The organism is Jeotgalibacillus proteolyticus (assembly GCF_050107735.1).
GTDB classification, from domain to species: Bacteria; Bacillota; Bacilli; order Bacillales; family Jeotgalibacillaceae; genus Jeotgalibacillus; species Jeotgalibacillus proteolyticus_A.
Genome location: NZ_JBNILO010000002.1, coordinates 248287 through 264937 on the forward strand (window position 1 = coordinate 248287; position 16651 = coordinate 264937).

General features: G+C 41.3%; 17 protein-coding genes. All 17 read left to right on the forward strand.

From position 1 onward, the window contains the following. The first annotated feature begins 2 nt into the window (after positions 1 to 2). The 17 genes from flhA to ACQCT8_RS04155 all read left to right on the forward strand — a co-directional run bounded on the left by flhA (position 3) and on the right by ACQCT8_RS04155 (position 16593). Positions 3 to 2036 carry a flagellar biosynthesis protein FlhA gene (gene flhA, locus ACQCT8_RS04075; protein WP_426868680.1) on the forward strand — a complete coding sequence of 678 codons (2034 nt, stop codon included), beginning with the start codon at positions 3 to 5 and terminating at the stop codon, positions 2034 to 2036. Then, positions 2033 to 3121 (forward strand): flagellar biosynthesis protein FlhF, encoded by a 1089-nt coding sequence (locus tag ACQCT8_RS04080; protein ID WP_426868682.1) that lies wholly within the window; start codon positions 2033 to 2035, stop codon positions 3119 to 3121. Before flhA ends, ACQCT8_RS04080 begins: the two co-directional genes overlap by 4 nt. Further along, complete coding sequence (locus ACQCT8_RS04085; protein ID WP_426868684.1) at positions 3121 to 3975, forward strand: MinD/ParA family protein; 855 nt, start codon at positions 3121 to 3123, stop codon at positions 3973 to 3975. The genes ACQCT8_RS04080 and ACQCT8_RS04085 overlap by 1 nt, the downstream gene beginning before the upstream one ends. 16 nt (positions 3976 to 3991) lie before the next feature. Further along, positions 3992 to 5110: a protein-glutamate methylesterase/protein-glutamine glutaminase gene (locus tag ACQCT8_RS04090; protein WP_426868686.1), complete on the forward strand. Its 1119-nt coding sequence runs from the start codon at positions 3992 to 3994 to the stop codon at positions 5108 to 5110. 7 nt (positions 5111 to 5117) lie between these two features. After that, a complete protein-coding gene (locus ACQCT8_RS04095; RefSeq protein WP_426868688.1) occupies positions 5118 to 7157 on the forward strand; it encodes a chemotaxis protein CheW in 2040 nt (679 codons plus the stop codon). Between the two features lie 25 nt (positions 7158 to 7182). Beyond that, positions 7183 to 7629: a chemotaxis protein CheW gene (locus ACQCT8_RS04100; RefSeq protein WP_426868690.1), complete on the forward strand. Its 447-nt coding sequence runs from the start codon at positions 7183 to 7185 to the stop codon at positions 7627 to 7629. Further along, the gene (locus ACQCT8_RS04105) at positions 7626 to 8267 is read left to right on the forward strand and encodes a chemotaxis protein CheC (protein ID WP_426868692.1); all 642 of its coding nucleotides are present in this window, start codon (positions 7626 to 7628) and stop codon (positions 8265 to 8267) included. Before ACQCT8_RS04100 ends, ACQCT8_RS04105 begins: the two co-directional genes overlap by 4 nt. Then, entirely contained in the window at positions 8260 to 8751 is a 492-nt protein-coding gene (locus ACQCT8_RS04110) for a chemotaxis protein CheD (RefSeq protein WP_426868694.1), read from the forward strand. The genes ACQCT8_RS04105 and ACQCT8_RS04110 overlap by 8 nt, the downstream gene beginning before the upstream one ends. A gap of 136 nt (positions 8752 to 8887) precedes the next feature. After that, positions 8888 to 9661, forward strand: a complete 774-nt coding sequence (locus tag ACQCT8_RS04115; RefSeq protein ID WP_426868696.1) for a FliA/WhiG family RNA polymerase sigma factor — start codon at positions 8888 to 8890, stop codon at positions 9659 to 9661. 238 nt (positions 9662 to 9899) lie between these two features. Beyond that, positions 9900 to 10421 (forward strand): DUF6115 domain-containing protein, encoded by a 522-nt coding sequence (locus ACQCT8_RS04120; protein ID WP_426868698.1) that lies wholly within the window; start codon positions 9900 to 9902, stop codon positions 10419 to 10421. Positions 10422 to 10573: 152 nt separating this feature from the next. Continuing rightward, positions 10574 to 11290, forward strand: coding sequence for a 30S ribosomal protein S2 (rpsB, locus tag ACQCT8_RS04125; RefSeq protein WP_041057537.1), 717 nt, complete (start codon positions 10574 to 10576; stop codon positions 11288 to 11290). A gap of 92 nt (positions 11291 to 11382) precedes the next feature. Beyond that, positions 11383 to 12264, forward strand: coding sequence for a translation elongation factor Ts (gene tsf, locus ACQCT8_RS04130; protein WP_426868700.1), 882 nt, complete (start codon positions 11383 to 11385; stop codon positions 12262 to 12264). An 85-nt stretch (positions 12265 to 12349) separates the two neighbouring features. Then, a complete protein-coding gene (gene pyrH, locus ACQCT8_RS04135) occupies positions 12350 to 13075 on the forward strand; it encodes a UMP kinase (protein ID WP_426868703.1) in 726 nt (241 codons plus the stop codon). Then, a complete protein-coding gene (frr, locus tag ACQCT8_RS04140; protein WP_426868705.1) occupies positions 13075 to 13632 on the forward strand; it encodes a ribosome recycling factor in 558 nt (185 codons plus the stop codon). Before pyrH ends, frr begins: the two co-directional genes overlap by 1 nt. Before the next feature lie 222 nt (positions 13633 to 13854). Continuing rightward, positions 13855 to 14646, forward strand: coding sequence for an isoprenyl transferase (locus ACQCT8_RS04145; RefSeq protein WP_426868706.1), 792 nt, complete (start codon positions 13855 to 13857; stop codon positions 14644 to 14646). Then, positions 14647 to 15435 (forward strand): phosphatidate cytidylyltransferase, encoded by a 789-nt coding sequence (locus ACQCT8_RS04150; protein ID WP_426868708.1) that lies wholly within the window; start codon positions 14647 to 14649, stop codon positions 15433 to 15435. A gap of 15 nt (positions 15436 to 15450) precedes the next feature. Beyond that, on the forward strand, positions 15451 to 16593 hold the full coding sequence (locus tag ACQCT8_RS04155) for a 1-deoxy-D-xylulose-5-phosphate reductoisomerase (RefSeq protein ID WP_426868710.1): 1143 nt from the start codon (positions 15451 to 15453) through the stop codon (positions 16591 to 16593). Positions 16594 to 16651 lie beyond the last annotated feature (58 nt).

Below are 16651 nucleotides of genomic sequence, written 5' to 3' on the forward strand. Positions count from 1 at the left end.
GCATGTCAGGTAAAGATTTAACGGTTCTTGCAAGTGTCATCATGATTATTGCTATGCTCGTGATTCCGCTGCCATCATGGATGTTAAGTGTACTGATTATTATTAATATAGCATTAGGCCTTATTGTACTTTTAACATCGATGAACATGAAAGAACCGCTTGAATTCTCTATATTTCCATCACTGATTCTATTACTGACTCTTTTTCGTCTCGGGTTAAATATTTCAACCACCCGTGCTATTTTAAGCAGAGGAGAAGCAGGCGGGGTAGTTGAAACGTTTGGAACATTCGTAACTGGAGGAAATATTTTAGTCGGTCTTGTCGTCTTCATAATACTAATTATTATTCAGTTTGTCGTGATCACAAAAGGGGCGGAACGGGTATCTGAAGTAGCCGCCCGTTTTACGCTGGATGCGATGCCAGGTAAACAGATGAGCATAGATGCGGATTTAAACGCCGGAATGATTTCTGAAACGGACGCCAGGGAAAGAAGAGAGAAAGTCGGGCGTGAAGCAGACTTCTATGGTGCGATGGATGGAGCTACAAAGTTCGTAAAAGGAGATGCAATAGCCGGAATTATCATTGTTATGATCAATATTCTTTTTGGTATGATCATAGGAATTGTTCAAATGGGCATGTCACTGGGAGACTCGGCCAGTCAATTTACCCTGCTGACTGTAGGCGATGGCATTGTAAGCCAGATTCCTGCGCTATTGATCTCTACCGCGACAGGTATTGTCGTGACGCGTGCAGCTTCTGATGGGAATTTAGGTCAGGACATTACCAATCAATTATTTGCTTTTGGTCCGATTATGTATGTAGCCGGCATCACCATTGCACTTTTGGGTCTGTTTACCCCAATTAACGATATCCTTACATTGCCGATTGCATTTGTATTAATTGCCGGGGGTTATATCCTTTCACAAGCTGCAAAAAAAGAAGAAAATGTAGTCCACTCAGCAGAAGAAGAAGAGTCCTCAGACGAGTTAAAGAGTCCAGAGAGCGTGGTAAGCCTGCTGAATGTGGATCAAATCGAGTTTGAATTCGGTTATGGTCTTATACCGTTAGCCGATACCGGGCAGGGCGGGGACTTGCTTGACAGAATCGTCATGATCAGGAGGCAGCTCGCACTTGAGCTTGGTCTTGTTATTCCTGTCGTTCGAATTCGTGATAATATCCAGCTTCAGCCCAACGAGTACCGTTTGAAAATAAAAGGCAATGAAGTGGCGAAAGGCGAACTCCTTCTTGATCATTATCTGGCAATGAGCCCTGGGGATGATGATTCAATAGAAGGCATTGATACGATTGAACCGTCCTTTGGGCTGCCGGCAAAATGGATCGACGAAACTGTGAAAGATCAGGCTGAAATGCTTGGGTACACAGTTGTGGATCCGCCATCAGTTGTGTCAACCCACGTTACAGAGGTTATAAAAGGAAATGCGTATGATTTGCTTGGCCGTCAGGAAACTAAACAGCTGATTGACCATTTAAAAGAAACGTATCCCATTCTGGTTGAAGAAGTTACACCTTCTCCATTAACCATTGGCGAGGTGCAAAAAGTTCTTGCTAAGCTGTTAAAAGAAAATGTTTCGATTAGAAATCTTCCTATTATTTTTGAAACTCTCGCAGATTATGCAAAACTGACAACAGATACAGATGTTTTAACGGAATATACAAGGCAAGCACTTGCAAGGCAAATTACCAACCAGTTTTCAATTCCCGGCGAAAGTCTGAAAGTGATTACGCTATCAGGCAGGGTGGAAAAACTGGTGGCTGACAGCATCCAGCAAGCGGAGCATGGTAATTATCTTTCTCTTGATCCTGGTGATTCTCAACGGGTTCTCGAAGCGATGGCAAACCAGATTGAACATGTTTCCATGTCTGAACAAACGCCGATTATACTTTCTTCACCCGCCGTGCGAATGTATATCAGACAGCTGACAGAAAGGTATTTTCCTCAAATACCGATCTTGTCCTATAACGAATTAGAGTCAAATGTTGAAGTTCAAAGTGTCGGGGTGGTGAATGTAGAATGAAAGTGAAAAAAATAACAGCTGATTCCATGCAGGAAGCGATGAAAAAAGTAAGATCAGAGTTCGGTGATGATGCTGTAATCTTGAATTCAAAAGCGGTTTATACAGGCGGTTTTTTAGGGCTGTTTAAGAAGAAGAAAATAGAGGTAACAGCGGGGATGGACGATTTGACAGATTCGCCTGCTCCTCTGCCTGCAATGAATTACATAGAGGAAACTGAAGAAAATTACAAAGCTGATCTTAATGAAATTAAAGAAATTTTATCCCGTTTTCAGCCGCAGACTCAGCCTGCCTTTCATCATTTCCCTCCAGTAATTCAAGAAGAGCTGATACGTTACAAAGAACTTGATTTTGATGACCATTGGCTATTAGAGCTTGGTCAGTTTGTCTTTGGAAAATGGAAAGAGAATGGGAAAGATGAAGACGTTCACTCTCACAGTCTTGCTTTTTTTAATCAAAAAATGAAAGGTCTTGTGCATAAAGGAATAAACACAGACCGTAAATTTATCAATGTGGTGGGTCCGACAGGGGTTGGGAAAACGACTACTATTGCTAAAATGGCTGCCAAACTCGTTGTGGAACAAAAGAAAAAAATTGCTTTTATCACTACAGATACCTACCGGATCGGCGCTATAGAACAGCTTAAAACATATGCACAACTGCTGAATGTTCCAATAGAAGTCGTGTATAATCGCAGTGATTTTGAGCAGGCTGTTTTAAAATTTGAACAGTTTGATCACATCTTTATTGACACTGCAGGAAGAAACTACAGAGAGAAGCACTATGTGGAGGATTTAAAAAATGTGCTGAATTTCAGCGTTAATATGCAATCCTTTTTAGTTCTTTCAATGACTGCAAAAAGAAAGGATATGCAGGCAGTTGTGGAGCAATTTAAAGACGTGGATATTAGTCATTTTATCTTTACTAAACAAGATGAAAGTACTTCTCCGGGAGCTGTGATTCAGATTATGACTCAAAATCAGAAAGGGGCAGCTTTTATTACAACAGGCCAGGCTGTTCCCGAAGATATAAAAGAAGCGTCCGCTGAGCACTTTCTTAATCTTCTCGAAGAAAGCGGGAAGCAGTAATGGACCAGGCACAAACACTGCGAACTCAAATGATGGCAAGGAATGAGCATACAGCAAAAACAATAGCTGTCGTCAGTGGAAAGGGCGGGGTTGGAAAAACCAACTTTTCACTGAACTTTTCCATGGAGCTCTCTTCGCTTGGATACCGTGTTCTTTTGATGGATATGGATATAGGCATGGGAAATGTTCATATTTTAATGGGGCAGCAGCCGGATCAATCCATCCTCCATTACCTTCAGGGAAGCGGCAGTATATTGGATATTGTTCAAAAAGGTCCTGGCAATCTCTCCTTTATATCGGGAGGATCAGGGTTAAACCAGCTTGTGGAATGGCATGATATTGAAATTCAACGATTTTTAGATGGGTTTGAGCTGCTTCAAAAAAATTATGATTACCTGCTTTTTGATATGGGCGCCGGTGCAAGTGTTAATGGCCTGGAAATGATTATGGCAGCCGACGAAGTCTTTGTCATTACCACCCCCGAACCAACCTCCATAATGGATGCATATTCAATGATGAAATTTATTTACATGAAAAATGCTGAAAAAAATTTCTCCATTTTATGCAATCGTGTTATGGATTCAAAAGAAGGCAAACTCGCAATCGACAGGCTTAAATTGGCCATGGAACGATTTCTTCATAAGGAAGTTAAATTTCTTGGAAGTATGCCGGAAGATCCAAATGTAAGAAAATCTGTAACAAGGCAGGTGCCTTTTGTAACTGAATATCCTGCGACTGCAGCGAGTAAACAGATGAAAAAGATCGTTAGTCTATATATTGCTGACGGTCAAGACGTTGAAGCTGCACCGAATCGCTTTGTACAGCGACTTGCAAGTATATTTTCAAAGCGGTGAGGTGAACAAATTGAGTATGAGGGACATGATTAACGTTCTGGTCGTTGATGATTCAGCGTTTATGAGAAAACTAATTCAGGAATTTTTGCGGGAAGAAAAAAAGATAACCGTGGCAGGCACTGCACGAAACGGTGAAGACGCCTTGATCAAAGTAAAATTGCTGCAGCCTGATGTGATAACCATGGATGTTCAAATGCCTGTGTTAAATGGACTGGAAGCATTAAAGAAAATAATGGAAGATCGTCCGCTTCCCGTCATTATGCTGTCGAGCTCTACTAAAGCTGGAGCAGAAGATACTCTTTTAGCGATGGATTACGGTGCGGTAGATTTTATTTCAAAACCATCCGGGACTATTTCCCTTGATCTTCATAAAGTAAAAAGCGAACTGATCGAAAAAATTTATGCAGCAGCAGGGTCTGTCCCAAGAAAACCGGATTCACCCGGCGTTGAGAATGGCATAGAACATACCTCCTGCTTTTCAGCGGTTGAAAAAGAAATCAAAGAAAGTGATATACCCTATATGGTACCTGCATCAGGTCTACCTATTGCTGGAAGTACAAAGGTTGTATTAATCGGCACATCAACCGGGGGTCCCAGAGCACTTCAAAAAGTAGTTTCTCATCTTCCGAAGGACCTCGGAGCTCCAGTAGTCATTGTGCAGCATATGCCTGCCGGCTTTACAAAATCTCTCGCGAGCAGATTAAACACTATTTCACCCTTGAATGTAAAAGAAGCAGAACAGGGGGATACACTGCAAAATGGAACAATCTATTTGGCACCGGGTGGATATCATCTGACGTTTGACCAGTCTTATCAAACAATCAAGATCGTGCTTACTCAAGAACACCCGAGGGCAGGACACCGTCCATCCGTAGATGTCATGCTTGAATCAGCGGCTGAATTAAAAAAAGTGAAAAAAATAGTTGTGATAATGACAGGAATGGGTACAGATGGGTCTAAAGGTCTGGTACAATTAACTCATAAAGGGCTTGCTGGCGTCATCGCTGAATCTCAAGAAACGTGTATCGTTCATGGAATGCCAAAGGCCGCAGTTGCTACGGGACTTGTCAACGCAGTAAGTCCATTGCCATTGATTGCAAAAAAAATTGTTGAATATGTTAACAATGAAGGGTGAGTGCAGGATGGAATTAAATCAGTACCTCGAAGTTTTTATTGAAGAAAGCAAAGACCATCTTCAAAATTGTAATACGCAATTGCTTGAATTGGAAAAAAACCCTCACGACTTAAAAATTGTAAATGAAATTTTTCGTTCCGCTCATACATTAAAAGGAATGTCAGCGACAATGGGCTACGAGGACTTAGCCAATCTGACTCATAATATGGAAAACGTGCTTGATTTAATTCGTAATGGCAAATTGTCTGTTACGACCGCGATTATGGATGTTGTATTTTTAGCCATTGATGATCTTGAAGAAATGATCACTTCTATTGCAGGAGGCGGAAATGGAAAAAGAGACGTCTCTCACGTCATTCAAAAATTAGAAATGATTGAACAGGGTAAAGAACCTGTAGAGACCCCGGTTATCACTGACCACGCAAACAAAGAGATTGAAAGGGACGCCGGCGGCCCCTCACATCTTCAATATGATGAATACGAACGAACGGTTATTGAAGAATCGATGGAGCAAGGCTTTATTGCATATGAAATTAAGGTAAGACTAAGAGAAGATTGTTTATTAAAAGCAGCAAGAGTATACATGGTTTTTGAAGTGCTCGAAAAAATAGGGGATATAGTAAAATCCTCTCCATCAGTTGATCAGCTGGAAGAAGAGCGCTTTGATCAGGAATTTTTCGTCACCCTATTAACCAGGGAATCTATGGACTTCATAAGAGAAAGTGTGTGCAAAGTCTCAGAAGTTGAAATGAGCGACGCAGCTCCGCTGTCATTGCATACCTCCTTTAGTGCAGTAAAGGAAACAGCTGCGGCAGTCGAGGTGATTGAAAAGCCGATCACAGAAACAGAAACGACGACCACAATGGTTCAGGAAAATGAATCTGTGAAAAAACCTGTCTCAGGGAAAACAATCAGGGTTAACATTGAACGTTTGGATATTCTAATGAATTTGTTTGAAGAACTAGTTATTGACAGAGGAAGATTGGAGCAAATTTCAAAAGATCTTAACCATGGTGAATTAAATGAAACAGTCGAACGGATGTCGAGAATATCAGGGGATCTTCAATCCATTATTCTTACTATGCGAATGGTGCCGGTGGAAACGGTTTTTAACAGGTTTCCAAGAATGGTCCGACAGCTTACGAGAGATTTAAATAAGAAAATTTCCCTCGTTGTCAAAGGTGAAGATACGGAACTCGACCGAACGGTAATAGATGAAATTGGAGACCCTCTTGTACACCTATTGCGAAATGCAATGGATCATGGGATTGAGACGCCGGATGTCCGATTGAAAAATTGCAAGCATGAAGAGGGCACAATTGAATTAAGAGCTTATCACAGCGGAAATCATGTATTTATTGAAATTGAAGATGATGGTGCAGGCATTAGTAAAGAAAAAGTTCTGCAAAAAGCGATTTCAAATAGCATCATAACAGAGGAACATTCAAAAACATTGTCTGATCAGCAAGTCTACGAATTACTAATGGCATCAGGATTTTCAACAGCCGACACCATATCTGACATATCAGGGCGTGGAGTTGGGCTCGACGTAGTTAAAACAACCATTGAGTCTCTTGGCGGCACTATTACAATCAACTCGAACCCAGGACAGGGATCTTTATTTTCTGTTCAGCTGCCGCTGACACTTTCCATTATTTCCGTCATGCTTGTCGAAATGGAAAGTGAAAAATATGCTGTTCCTTTGTCATCTATTATTGAAACAGCAATTATTAAGGATGAAGATATTTTACATGCTCATAATCAGCGAGTAATCGATTTTAGAGGAAAAGTCGTTCCTCTTGTATTTTTAAATGAGGTATTTAATGTTCCGGGACACGGCAGTGAAGATCGCGTTCATTCTGTCATCATTGTTCGTAAAGGGGATAAAATGGCCGGTTTAGTAGTCGATTCATTTATAGGGCAGCAGGAAGTCGTATTAAAATCTCTCGGGAATTATATGGGGGAAGTATTCGCAATTTCAGGCGCAACGATACTCGGTGATGGTCAGGTCGCCTTGATTATTGACTGCAATTCTTTAATTAAATGAAACCTGATAAAGGAGGGAGTTTTAAATGGTGACAGAAGCAGCTTTGCTGGATATCAAAGTTATCGTTTTTAAGTTAATGGACAAGGAATATGCCATTCCAGTAGACAACGTAAGATCAATCGAAAAAGTATTGCATATTACCAGAGTCCCAAAGGTTTCTTCATATATCAAAGGAGTGATCAATCTGCGGGGGGTTGTGACGCCGATAATTGATCTGCGTGAACGCTTTTCACTGGCGCAGAGCAAGTACGATGTTCACACACGCATAATCATTGTCAAGCTGGATCAGAAAGAAGTTGGGTTAATCGTTGACTCTGCAAACGATGTTTTAGATGTACCGCTGAGTTCAATTGAGCCTCAGCCAGCTGTCACGGGCAGTATTGAAGCTGATTTCATCAGCGGGGTAGCAAAACTTGACCGCAGACTTCTGATCATGCTGAAGATGGAAGTTGTATTAGATAATAACCAATGAATTTTGAGCAGAATATGACTTCCTATCAAATTGATCTATTAAAAGAGGCGGGAAACATAGGTGCAGGACATGCTGCTACGGCACTGTCGAAGATAGTTGGAAAAGTCATAGAAATGAAAATCCCATCGGTAAAAATGGTCTCTTTTGGTGAAATGATAGACCTTGCAGGGGGACCGGAAAAAGAAGTTGCAGGAATATTTCTTAGAATTGAAGGAGAGATGAAAGGCAGTATGTTTTTGATTCTTTCACTTTCTCAGGCTGAGGCATATGCCAAAGTTATGACGAACGATCCCTCTTTCTGCATCAATACGCTTCCACTCACAGACATGAGACTTTCTGCGCTCCGGGAGTTGGGGAATATACTTTCAGGTTCCTATTTGTCCGCTTTGTCAGATTTCACAGGCCTCCATTTATTTCCGACCGTTCCTTCATTATGCATAGACATGGCTGGAGCTATTATTAGTCAGGGACTGTTTAGTGTTTCGCAGTCAAGTGACCGGGCCCTGGTGATTGATACGGTACTCTCCTCTGCTGGTAATAAAGAAGCATTTTCTCTTGAGGCGCAATTTTTTGTTTTGCCGGACCCGGAATCCTTTGACAGACTCTTTTATAAACTGGAAGTTGGATTCCATGATTAGCGCGAAGCAGCAGGTCATAAAAGTGGGCATAGGGGATGTAAAGATCGCAGCTGCACCGGATAAAATTAAAACTGCCGGTTTGGGATCCTGTGTGGCGGTTGTATTATACCATCCCTATCAAAAGTCCGCCGGTCTGCTGCACATCATGCTTCCTGACTCTTCTCTTTCCAGGTCGCCAAATTATAATCCGGGTAAATTTGCAGACACCGGCATCATAGAACTGATTAGGCTTCTGGGACATCCGCCTGCACGCTTGAGGGCAAAAATCGCCGGAGGCTCCCAAATGTTTCAATACGAAAGTACAGAAGATACGATGCGGATTGGACCTAGAAATATTGAAGCAGTACGCAAGCAGCTCGAATTGTATCAGATTCCTATTACCGGTGAAGATGTGGGCGGGAGCAGCGGAAGAACCATCGAATTTGACCCCTCCACCTGCGAGTTGCACATTCGCAACATGAAGCTGGGAAACTGTATTATATGACATGAAAAAAGAACGAAATAACCATTTGTTCTTTTTTCATGTTTTTTTCTTGTTTTCCATCTATAACCACCACAAAAAGGCCATTTTTTGATATAATTAATTTTGAATATAAATACACATTTAAAAGAGGAGTGCCATGAGTCATTCAACTGTGAATCAAGAAAAGCACTATTGGAAATTATGGGCTTCTTCAAGAGATGCTCATGCTGGAGACATGCTTGTTCAAAAGTATATGCCCCTTGTACAGTATCACGTTCAACGAATTAGCAGCGGTCTGCCCAAAAATGTTTCAAAGGACGATATTAAAAGCCTTGGCTTAATGGGATTGCTCGATGCCCTTCAAAAATTTGATCCTGGAAGAGAACTTAAATTTGACACGTATGCTTCATTTCGAATCAGGGGTGCTATAATAGACGGCCTGCGAAAAGAAGACTGGCTTCCAAGGTCTGTCAGAGAAAAAGCAAAAAAAGTGGAAGCTAAAATCGAAGAATTAGAACAAAAGAATCTGAGGAACGCTGAACCGGAAGAAATTGCAGAGGCACTCGGAATGGATGTAACAGAAATCTATCAGATAACACAGGAGCATCTATTCGCCAATGTACTCTCTATGGATGAACAATCCACAGATTATGAGGATTCTGAATCACCACGGTTTTCTATAAAAGATTCAAAAGGGCTCATGCCCGAAGAACAAATAGTAAAAAATGAGTTAATAGATGATCTTTCTTCTTTGATCAGTCAGTTGAACCCAAAAGAACAAATGGTTCTAAGTTTGTTTTATACAGAAGAACTGACATTAACAGAGATTGGGGAAGTTATGAGCCTCTCTACTTCAAGAATTTCACAGATCCATTCAAAGTGTTTGTTTAAGCTGAGAAAACTGCTTTCATCCGAGTTTACTCCATTCTGATTCCCGGACAGCCTGCTGCAGTAGATGAAACAAGCAGCCGTCAAGGACTGCAGTGAAGCTGGTACATACTTACAAAAAAATTAAATTGAGGCAGTATCTATCAAAAAGCATGAGGTAAGTGTAGCGGGAGATGGCGGCCCCTGCATAAGCCACCGCCCAAAGCGCAGTGAACCAGTCAAAGTGCCTGAAGTAATTTTGTCCCGGGTTTTGCATTACTAAGGTGAAAAAAGGAGTTCAAATGATCATTTTTCTGCTGATCTTATCTATACTATTTAACTTGATTGCGTTTTTATCAATTTATTTATTATTCATGAGACAAAATAAATTAATTTATCAGGAAGAAAAACATAAAAAGACCTTAAATGAATTTGAAGAAACATTCACAAGCTATTTGCAGGAACTGAAGGAAGACAATGCGCAGTTTCTTTCGAGTTTTGAGCAGATACAAAAATCGCCCCAGCAGGAAAAGGCTGAAAAGGAATCTGCTTCCGCTTCTCAAGCACCCTTAATAAAAGATCCCGAGGCAATAGATGCACTGCCTGAATCTATAAGGAAAGCATCGAGATCCCTTGCAGCTAATCGATATAAAAAACAGCCCGAACGAAACGAAGAATCTGTGGATGCTGTGGAGGAGTCATTTGAACAAAAAGTATTCAGGCTCCACAAGGAAGGTCATTCACCTGCCCAAATAGCAAAAATACTGCATAAGGGGCAAACTGAAATAGAATTGCTGCTGAAGTTCCGTAATAAATCGAATTAAATGTTGAAGCAGGTTCGTCAATGTGTTATAGTAATTAACGGTGTTATTACACACGCTTCGTGATTTAGCGATTGGTGCTGTCAGAAATGATAGTTTTCGTACTAAAAAGGATCGGGGCGGAGGAGAACAAACCACAAGGAGGAAAAAACACTATGTCAGTAATTTCAATGAAACAACTGCTTGAAGCAGGTGTTCACTTCGGCCACCAGACTCGCCGTTGGAACCCAAAAATGAAAAAATATATCTTCACGGAGCGTAATGGAATCTACATTATTGACCTTCAAAAGACGGTTAAAAAAGTAGAAGAAGCTTACAGATTCGTGAAAGAAGTTTCAGCTGATGGCGGAACAGTTCTATTTGTAGGAACTAAAAAGCAAGCGCAGGAATCTGTGCGCGATGAAGCCGGCCGTGCAGGAATGCATTACATTAACCAGCGCTGGTTAGGCGGAACGTTAACAAACTTTGGTACAATTCAACTTCGTATTAACCGATTGAAAAAAATCGAGAAAATGGAAGAAGACGGTACGTTTGAAGTTCTTCCTAAAAAAGAAGTTGTTCAGCTTAAAAAAGAATATGATCGTCTTGTAAAATTCTTAGGCGGAATCAGAGATATGCAAAAGCTTCCTGATGCATTATTCATTATTGATCCACGCAAAGAACGTATTGCAGTTGCTGAAGCGCGCAAGTTGAATATTCCAATCGTTGGAATCGTTGATACAAACTGTGATCCGGACGAAATTGATTATGTAATTCCGGCAAATGATGATGCAATTCGCGCTGTTAAGCTTCTTACTTCAAAAATGGCTGATGCGATTCTTGAATCAAAACAGGTAGAAGAAGAGGAAGAAGAAGCGGTAGCTGCTGAGTAATGCATAAATTAAAAAGGTGATAAGCGGGATCGTCCCTTATCACCTTTTTTAAAGCAATAATAAATTTGCATTGTATATAAGGAGGAATTTCTGTGGCAATTACAGCACAAATGGTAAAAGAACTTCGCGAAAAAACTGGAGCAGGCATGATGGACTGCAAAAAAGCACTACAGGAAACAAACGGTGACATGGACCAGGCAATTGATTTTCTTCGTGAAAAAGGAATCGCAAAAGCGGCGAAGAAAGCAGATCGCATTGCAGCTGAAGGCTCTACATTTATTATGAGCGAAGGCAACAAAGCGGTTATTATCGAAGTAAACGCTGAAACTGACTTCGTAGCTAAAAATGAAGGATTCCAGGTGCTGGTTAAAGAACTTGCAAGCCATCTTCTATCAACTGAGCCTGCAACACTTGAAGATGCTCTTGCGTCATCAATGGATAATGGTTCAACAGTAAACGATCATATTACAGGGGCAATGGGTAAAATTGGAGAAAAGATCACTCTTCGCCGTTTTGCTATCCGTACTAAAGATGATAACGCATCATTTGGCGAGTACCTGCATATGGGCGGAAGAATTGGTGTTCTTGCTGTTCTTGAAGGAACGACAGATGCCCAGGCTGCTAAAGATGTAGCAATGCATGCAGCTGCCTTGAATCCTAAATATGTTTCACGCGATCAGGTTTCACAAGAAGAAGCTGATAAAGAACGTGAAGTTCTTACGAAGCAGGCTCTTGAAGAAGGCAAGCCTGAAAATATCGTAGCGAAAATGGTTGAAGGCCGTCTAGGCAAATATTTTGAGGAAATCTGTATTCTAGATCAGCCTTTCGTTAAAGACCCTGATCAAAAAGTACGTCAGTTCCTTGAAACTAAAAATGCAACTTTAACTGATTTTGTTCGTTATGAAGTTGGCGAAGGCATTGAAAAGCGTCAAGATAATTTTGCTGACGAAGTGATGAGCCAGGTTAAAAAATAATAGATGCATCTATAACGGATGCAGCAACGGGGGACACTTTGTGTTCCCTCTTTTTTGGAGAAAATGAACCATGAGGGAGGATCCTATGAGTAAATCAAGATACAATCGGGTGGTATTAAAATTAAGCGGTGAAGCCTTAGCCGGTGACACGGGTTTTGGAATTCATCCTCCAATCATAAAATCAGTCGCTGAACAAGTGAAGGAATTAGCTGATCTCGGGGTGGAAGTAGCCGTGGTCGTAGGCGGGGGAAACATTTGGAGAGGCAAAATCGGCAGTGAAATGGGTATGGACCGTGCTTCAGCTGATTACATGGGCATGCTGGCCACAGTCATGAATTCTCTTGCTCTGCAGGACAGTCTTGAGAATTTAGGAATTCAAACACGTGTTCAATCATCCATTGAAATGCGGCAGGTAGCTGAGCCCTATATTAGAAGGAAAGCCATTCGACATCTTGAAAAAAAACGCGTTGTGATCTTTGCAGCGGGTACAGGAAATCCTTATTTCTCTACTGATACCACCGCAGCTTTGCGGGCGGCAGAGATCGAAGCTGAAGTGATTCTGATGGCGAAGAACAATGTGGATGGAGTATACTCGGCTGACCCTAAGCTGGATGCTTCTGCCGTGAAATATCAGGAGCTTTCTTTCCTCGATGTTTTAAAAGATGGTTTGGCAGTTATGGATTCAACCGCATCATCATTATGTATGGACAATGATATCCCACTCATAGTATTCTCAATAATGGAGAATGGAAATATTAAACGAGCTGCATTGGGAGAACCAATCGGTACTATCGTAAGGGGGAAAAACTAATGACTACACAAACGATTTCACAGACAAAAGAAAAAATGGAAAAAGCAGTACAAGCCTTTTCCCGTGAATTGGCATCCATTCGTGCAGGCCGCGCAAGCGCGTCTTTACTGGACAAAATCACAGTAGATTATTACGGAGCTCCTACGCCTGTAAACCAGCTGGCTTCTATTACAGTACCTGAAGCACGTCTTTTGCAAATTACTCCATATGATAAGACTTCATTGGGAGAAATCGAAAAAGCTATTCAAAAATCTGATTTAGGCTTGAATCCTTCAAATGATGGATCCTTAATTCGAATTACAATTCCTGCATTAACTGAAGAGCGCCGCCGTGACCTGGCAAAACAGGTGAAACGTGAAGCTGAGGATGCTAAAGTTGCCATCCGCAACATTCGCCGCGATGCAAACGATGATCTGAAGAAAAGCGAAAAAACAGGTGATATTACAGAGGATGATCTCCGAGGCTACAATGAAGATGTTCAAAATATGACAAATCAGCATATTGAGAAAATCGATGATCTCGCAAAAGCGAAAGAAAAAGAGATTATGGATGTATAATTTTTTTCGATAGCCAAAAGCGGCTGTAGATTAATAGTGTAATACACAGAAAGACCCTCTACCTGTTAGGGGGTTTTCTTCATTTTTGCACTGAAACCTGGCTGGTAGTAAAATAGTAAGGAATCCTTCTCATGTTTTTTGGCAGAGTGGACATTTCTGCAGGAAAATTTGATATGATAGGAAAAGCATGTTGTAATTCAATCACTGTATGGGGGATGTACAATGCTCGATAAAATGAAATTATGGAAGTCCACGAAAGAGCCGGACACCCTTGATGATCGCATTATTGAATGTATGAAATATCAGATGCCAAATCATATTGCTATTATCATGGATGGAAACGGAAGGTGGGCAAATAAACGCGCGATGCCAAGAGTTGCCGGTCATCATGAAGGCATGAAGGCAGTCCGTCCCATCACCCGGCTTGCGAGCAGAATGGGAGTTCAGGCATTAACCCTTTATGCATTTTCAACGGAAAACTGGATTCGCCCTAAATTAGAGGTGGATTATTTAATGAAGCTGCCGGAAGAGTTCCTGGGGACTTTCCTGCCTGAGTTGATAGAGGAAAATGTACAGGTAAGAATGATGGGGGAACGGTCTCAAATTCCCGCACATACTCTTAAAGCTGTTGAAAAAGCAGTGAAGGCAACAGAACAGAATAATGGCATGGTTTTGAATTTTGCTCTTAATTATGGGAGCCGATCAGAAATACTCAATGCCGTTAAATCATTAGCTGAACAAGTGCAGGAAGGTAAACTTCATGCACACGAAATTGATGATGCCATTTTTTCATCGCACTTAATGACAAGCCATTTAAATGATCCGGATCTCCTGATTCGTACAAGCGGGGAAATTCGATTAAGCAACTTTATGCTATGGCAGCTAGCTTATGCAGAGTTTTGGTTTACAGATGTTTTGTGGCCGGATTTCAGCGACGCACACTTAATTGAAGCGATCGAAGGCTTTCAAAAGCGTTCAAGAAGATATGGTGGATTAAAAAGCGAGGAATCTTAGATGAAGCAAAGGTTAATCACCGGGATAATTGCGGCTGCGCTTTTTATTCCGATTGTTTGGGTAGGCGGATTAATTTTCACACTCGGTACATATGTTATTGCGTCAATTGCTCTTTATGAGATCTTGAAAATGAGATCCATTGATGTCCTTTCTATACCAGGTGTCATTTCAACAGCAACATTATGGATTTTTCTTCTGCCAAATGATTATTATGATATTTTAAACCAGCTGGACTACTCTAAAATAGAGTCCGCTCTATTATCAGTGCTTCTGCTGCTGGTTTACACGGTGATGAAGAAAAACAGATTTACGTTTGATGATGCAGCTTTTTCTATATTTGCAATGCTATATGTAGGAATTGGTTTTTATTATTTTCTGGTAGCAAGAGAGGCCGATATATCTTGGGTGATTTATGCTTTACTCATTATCTGGACGACAGATTCAGGTGCATATTTTATAGGGAAGGCTATAGGGAAGAGAAAGCTGTGGCCGGACATAAGTCCAAATAAAACCGTAGAAGGGTTTGTCGGAGGCATTTTGTCAGCGATCGCTGCTGCTTGGATCTTTGTTATTCTTGCTCCTTTGGAAGTGAATATGTGGTACTTAATGTTTGCTACTGTCATATTATCTGCCATGGGACAAATCGGAGACCTTGTTGAATCTGCTTTAAAACGACATTATGGTGTAAAAGACTCTGGTCGGATACTGCCGGGGCACGGCGGTCTGCTGGATCGTTTTGACAGCCTGCTCTTTGTTCTGCCGCTTATGAAAATTCTGCAACTAATCTAGTCAGGGGGATCTTTTTTGAAAAAAATTAGTTTAATGGGCGCCTCAGGGTCAATTGGCACACAGACCATTGATGTAATCCGTGAGCATCCCGACAGCTTTAAGCTCACAGCTTTTTCAGTCGGTAAAAATATTGATATGGCACGTAAGCTGGCGATAGAATTTAATCCGGAACTGATTTCGGTTCAGCATAAAGAAGATGCCGCATCTTTACAAACAGATGTATCAGCGAAAGTGTTATGGGGAATGGATGGTCTGATTGAAACAGCCACTCATCAGCAAACCGATATCCTGGTTAACGCTGTGCTGGGAAGTGTAGGGCTTGAGCCGACACTAAAAGCAATTGAAGCAAAAAAAACAATTGCTATAGCAAATAAAGAAACGCTTGTTACTGCAGGCGGAATCGTCATGAATGCAGCAAAAGAGCATAATGTCATGATGCTTCCTGTTGATAGTGAGCACTCCGCAATCTTTCAAGCACTACAGGGAGAAAACCGAAAAAATATCGATCGGTTGATTATAACAGCGTCCGGAGGCAGTTTCAGAGATAAAACCAGAGAGCAATTAAAAGAAGTTTCCCTTAAGGATGCTTTGAACCACCCTAACTGGTCAATGGGTGCGAAAATCACCATCGATTCAGCTACTATGATGAATAAAGGTCTTGAAGTAATTGAAGCACATTGGCTTTTTGATCTGCCCTATGACAAGATTGATGTTCTCCTTCACAGGGAAAGTATTATTCATTCCATGGTGGAGTTTCAGGACAGTTCTGTAATGGCGCAGCTTGGATCTCCGGACATGAGAGTTCCTATCCAATACGCCTTAACCTATCCAGACAGGCTTGAGATGAAGAACCCTCAACGCTTAAGGCTCGAGGATGCAGGAAAGCTTCATTTTGAAAAAATGAATTTTGAGCGATATCGCTGTCTGACTCTTGCATATGAAGCAGGAAAATCAGGCGGGTCACTTCCAGCGGTGATGAATGCGGCAAATGAAGCGGCCGTTTCACTTTTTATCAACGGAAAAATCAGCTTTTTACAAATTGAAGAAGTAATCGAGAAGGCCATGAACAGCCATGAAGTGATGCACTCTCCAGATCTTGAGACCATTCTTGATATTGACAGGGAAATACGTTCACGAATTCTTTCTAATTACCGTTAGGAAAGCTACCCCGCTAATTTTGAACGTGCTACAATAAGGTAAGGATTTGTGACAGTAA

What these genes read in the sequence shown, in the direction of transcription:
- ACQCT8_RS04120 (WP_426868698.1), top strand. Translation starts at nt 9,900, where the DNA reads ATGATCATTTTTCTGCTGATCTTATCTATACTATTTAACTTGATTGCG.
- flhA (WP_426868680.1), top strand. Translation starts at nt 3, where the DNA reads ATGTCAGGTAAAGATTTAACGGTTCTTGCAAGTGTCATCATGATTATT.
- ACQCT8_RS04100 (WP_426868690.1), top strand. Translation starts at nt 7,183, where the DNA reads ATGGTGACAGAAGCAGCTTTGCTGGATATCAAAGTTATCGTTTTTAAG.
- rpsB (WP_041057537.1), top strand. Translation starts at nt 10,574, where the DNA reads ATGTCAGTAATTTCAATGAAACAACTGCTTGAAGCAGGTGTTCACTTC.
- pyrH (WP_426868703.1), top strand. Translation starts at nt 12,350, where the DNA reads ATGAGTAAATCAAGATACAATCGGGTGGTATTAAAATTAAGCGGTGAA.
- ACQCT8_RS04115 (WP_426868696.1), top strand. Translation starts at nt 8,888, where the DNA reads ATGAGTCATTCAACTGTGAATCAAGAAAAGCACTATTGGAAATTATGG.
- ACQCT8_RS04110 (WP_426868694.1), top strand. Translation starts at nt 8,260, where the DNA reads ATGATTAGCGCGAAGCAGCAGGTCATAAAAGTGGGCATAGGGGATGTA.
- ACQCT8_RS04150 (WP_426868708.1), top strand. Translation starts at nt 14,647, where the DNA reads ATGAAGCAAAGGTTAATCACCGGGATAATTGCGGCTGCGCTTTTTATT.
- ACQCT8_RS04145 (WP_426868706.1), top strand. Translation starts at nt 13,855, where the DNA reads ATGCTCGATAAAATGAAATTATGGAAGTCCACGAAAGAGCCGGACACC.
- frr (WP_426868705.1), top strand. Translation starts at nt 13,075, where the DNA reads ATGACTACACAAACGATTTCACAGACAAAAGAAAAAATGGAAAAAGCA.
- ACQCT8_RS04090 (WP_426868686.1), top strand. Translation starts at nt 3,992, where the DNA reads ATGAGGGACATGATTAACGTTCTGGTCGTTGATGATTCAGCGTTTATG.
- ACQCT8_RS04085 (WP_426868684.1), top strand. Translation starts at nt 3,121, where the DNA reads ATGGACCAGGCACAAACACTGCGAACTCAAATGATGGCAAGGAATGAG.
- ACQCT8_RS04080 (WP_426868682.1), top strand. Translation starts at nt 2,033, where the DNA reads ATGAAAGTGAAAAAAATAACAGCTGATTCCATGCAGGAAGCGATGAAA.
- ACQCT8_RS04095 (WP_426868688.1), top strand. Translation starts at nt 5,118, where the DNA reads ATGGAATTAAATCAGTACCTCGAAGTTTTTATTGAAGAAAGCAAAGAC.
- ACQCT8_RS04105 (WP_426868692.1), top strand. Translation starts at nt 7,626, where the DNA reads ATGAATTTTGAGCAGAATATGACTTCCTATCAAATTGATCTATTAAAA.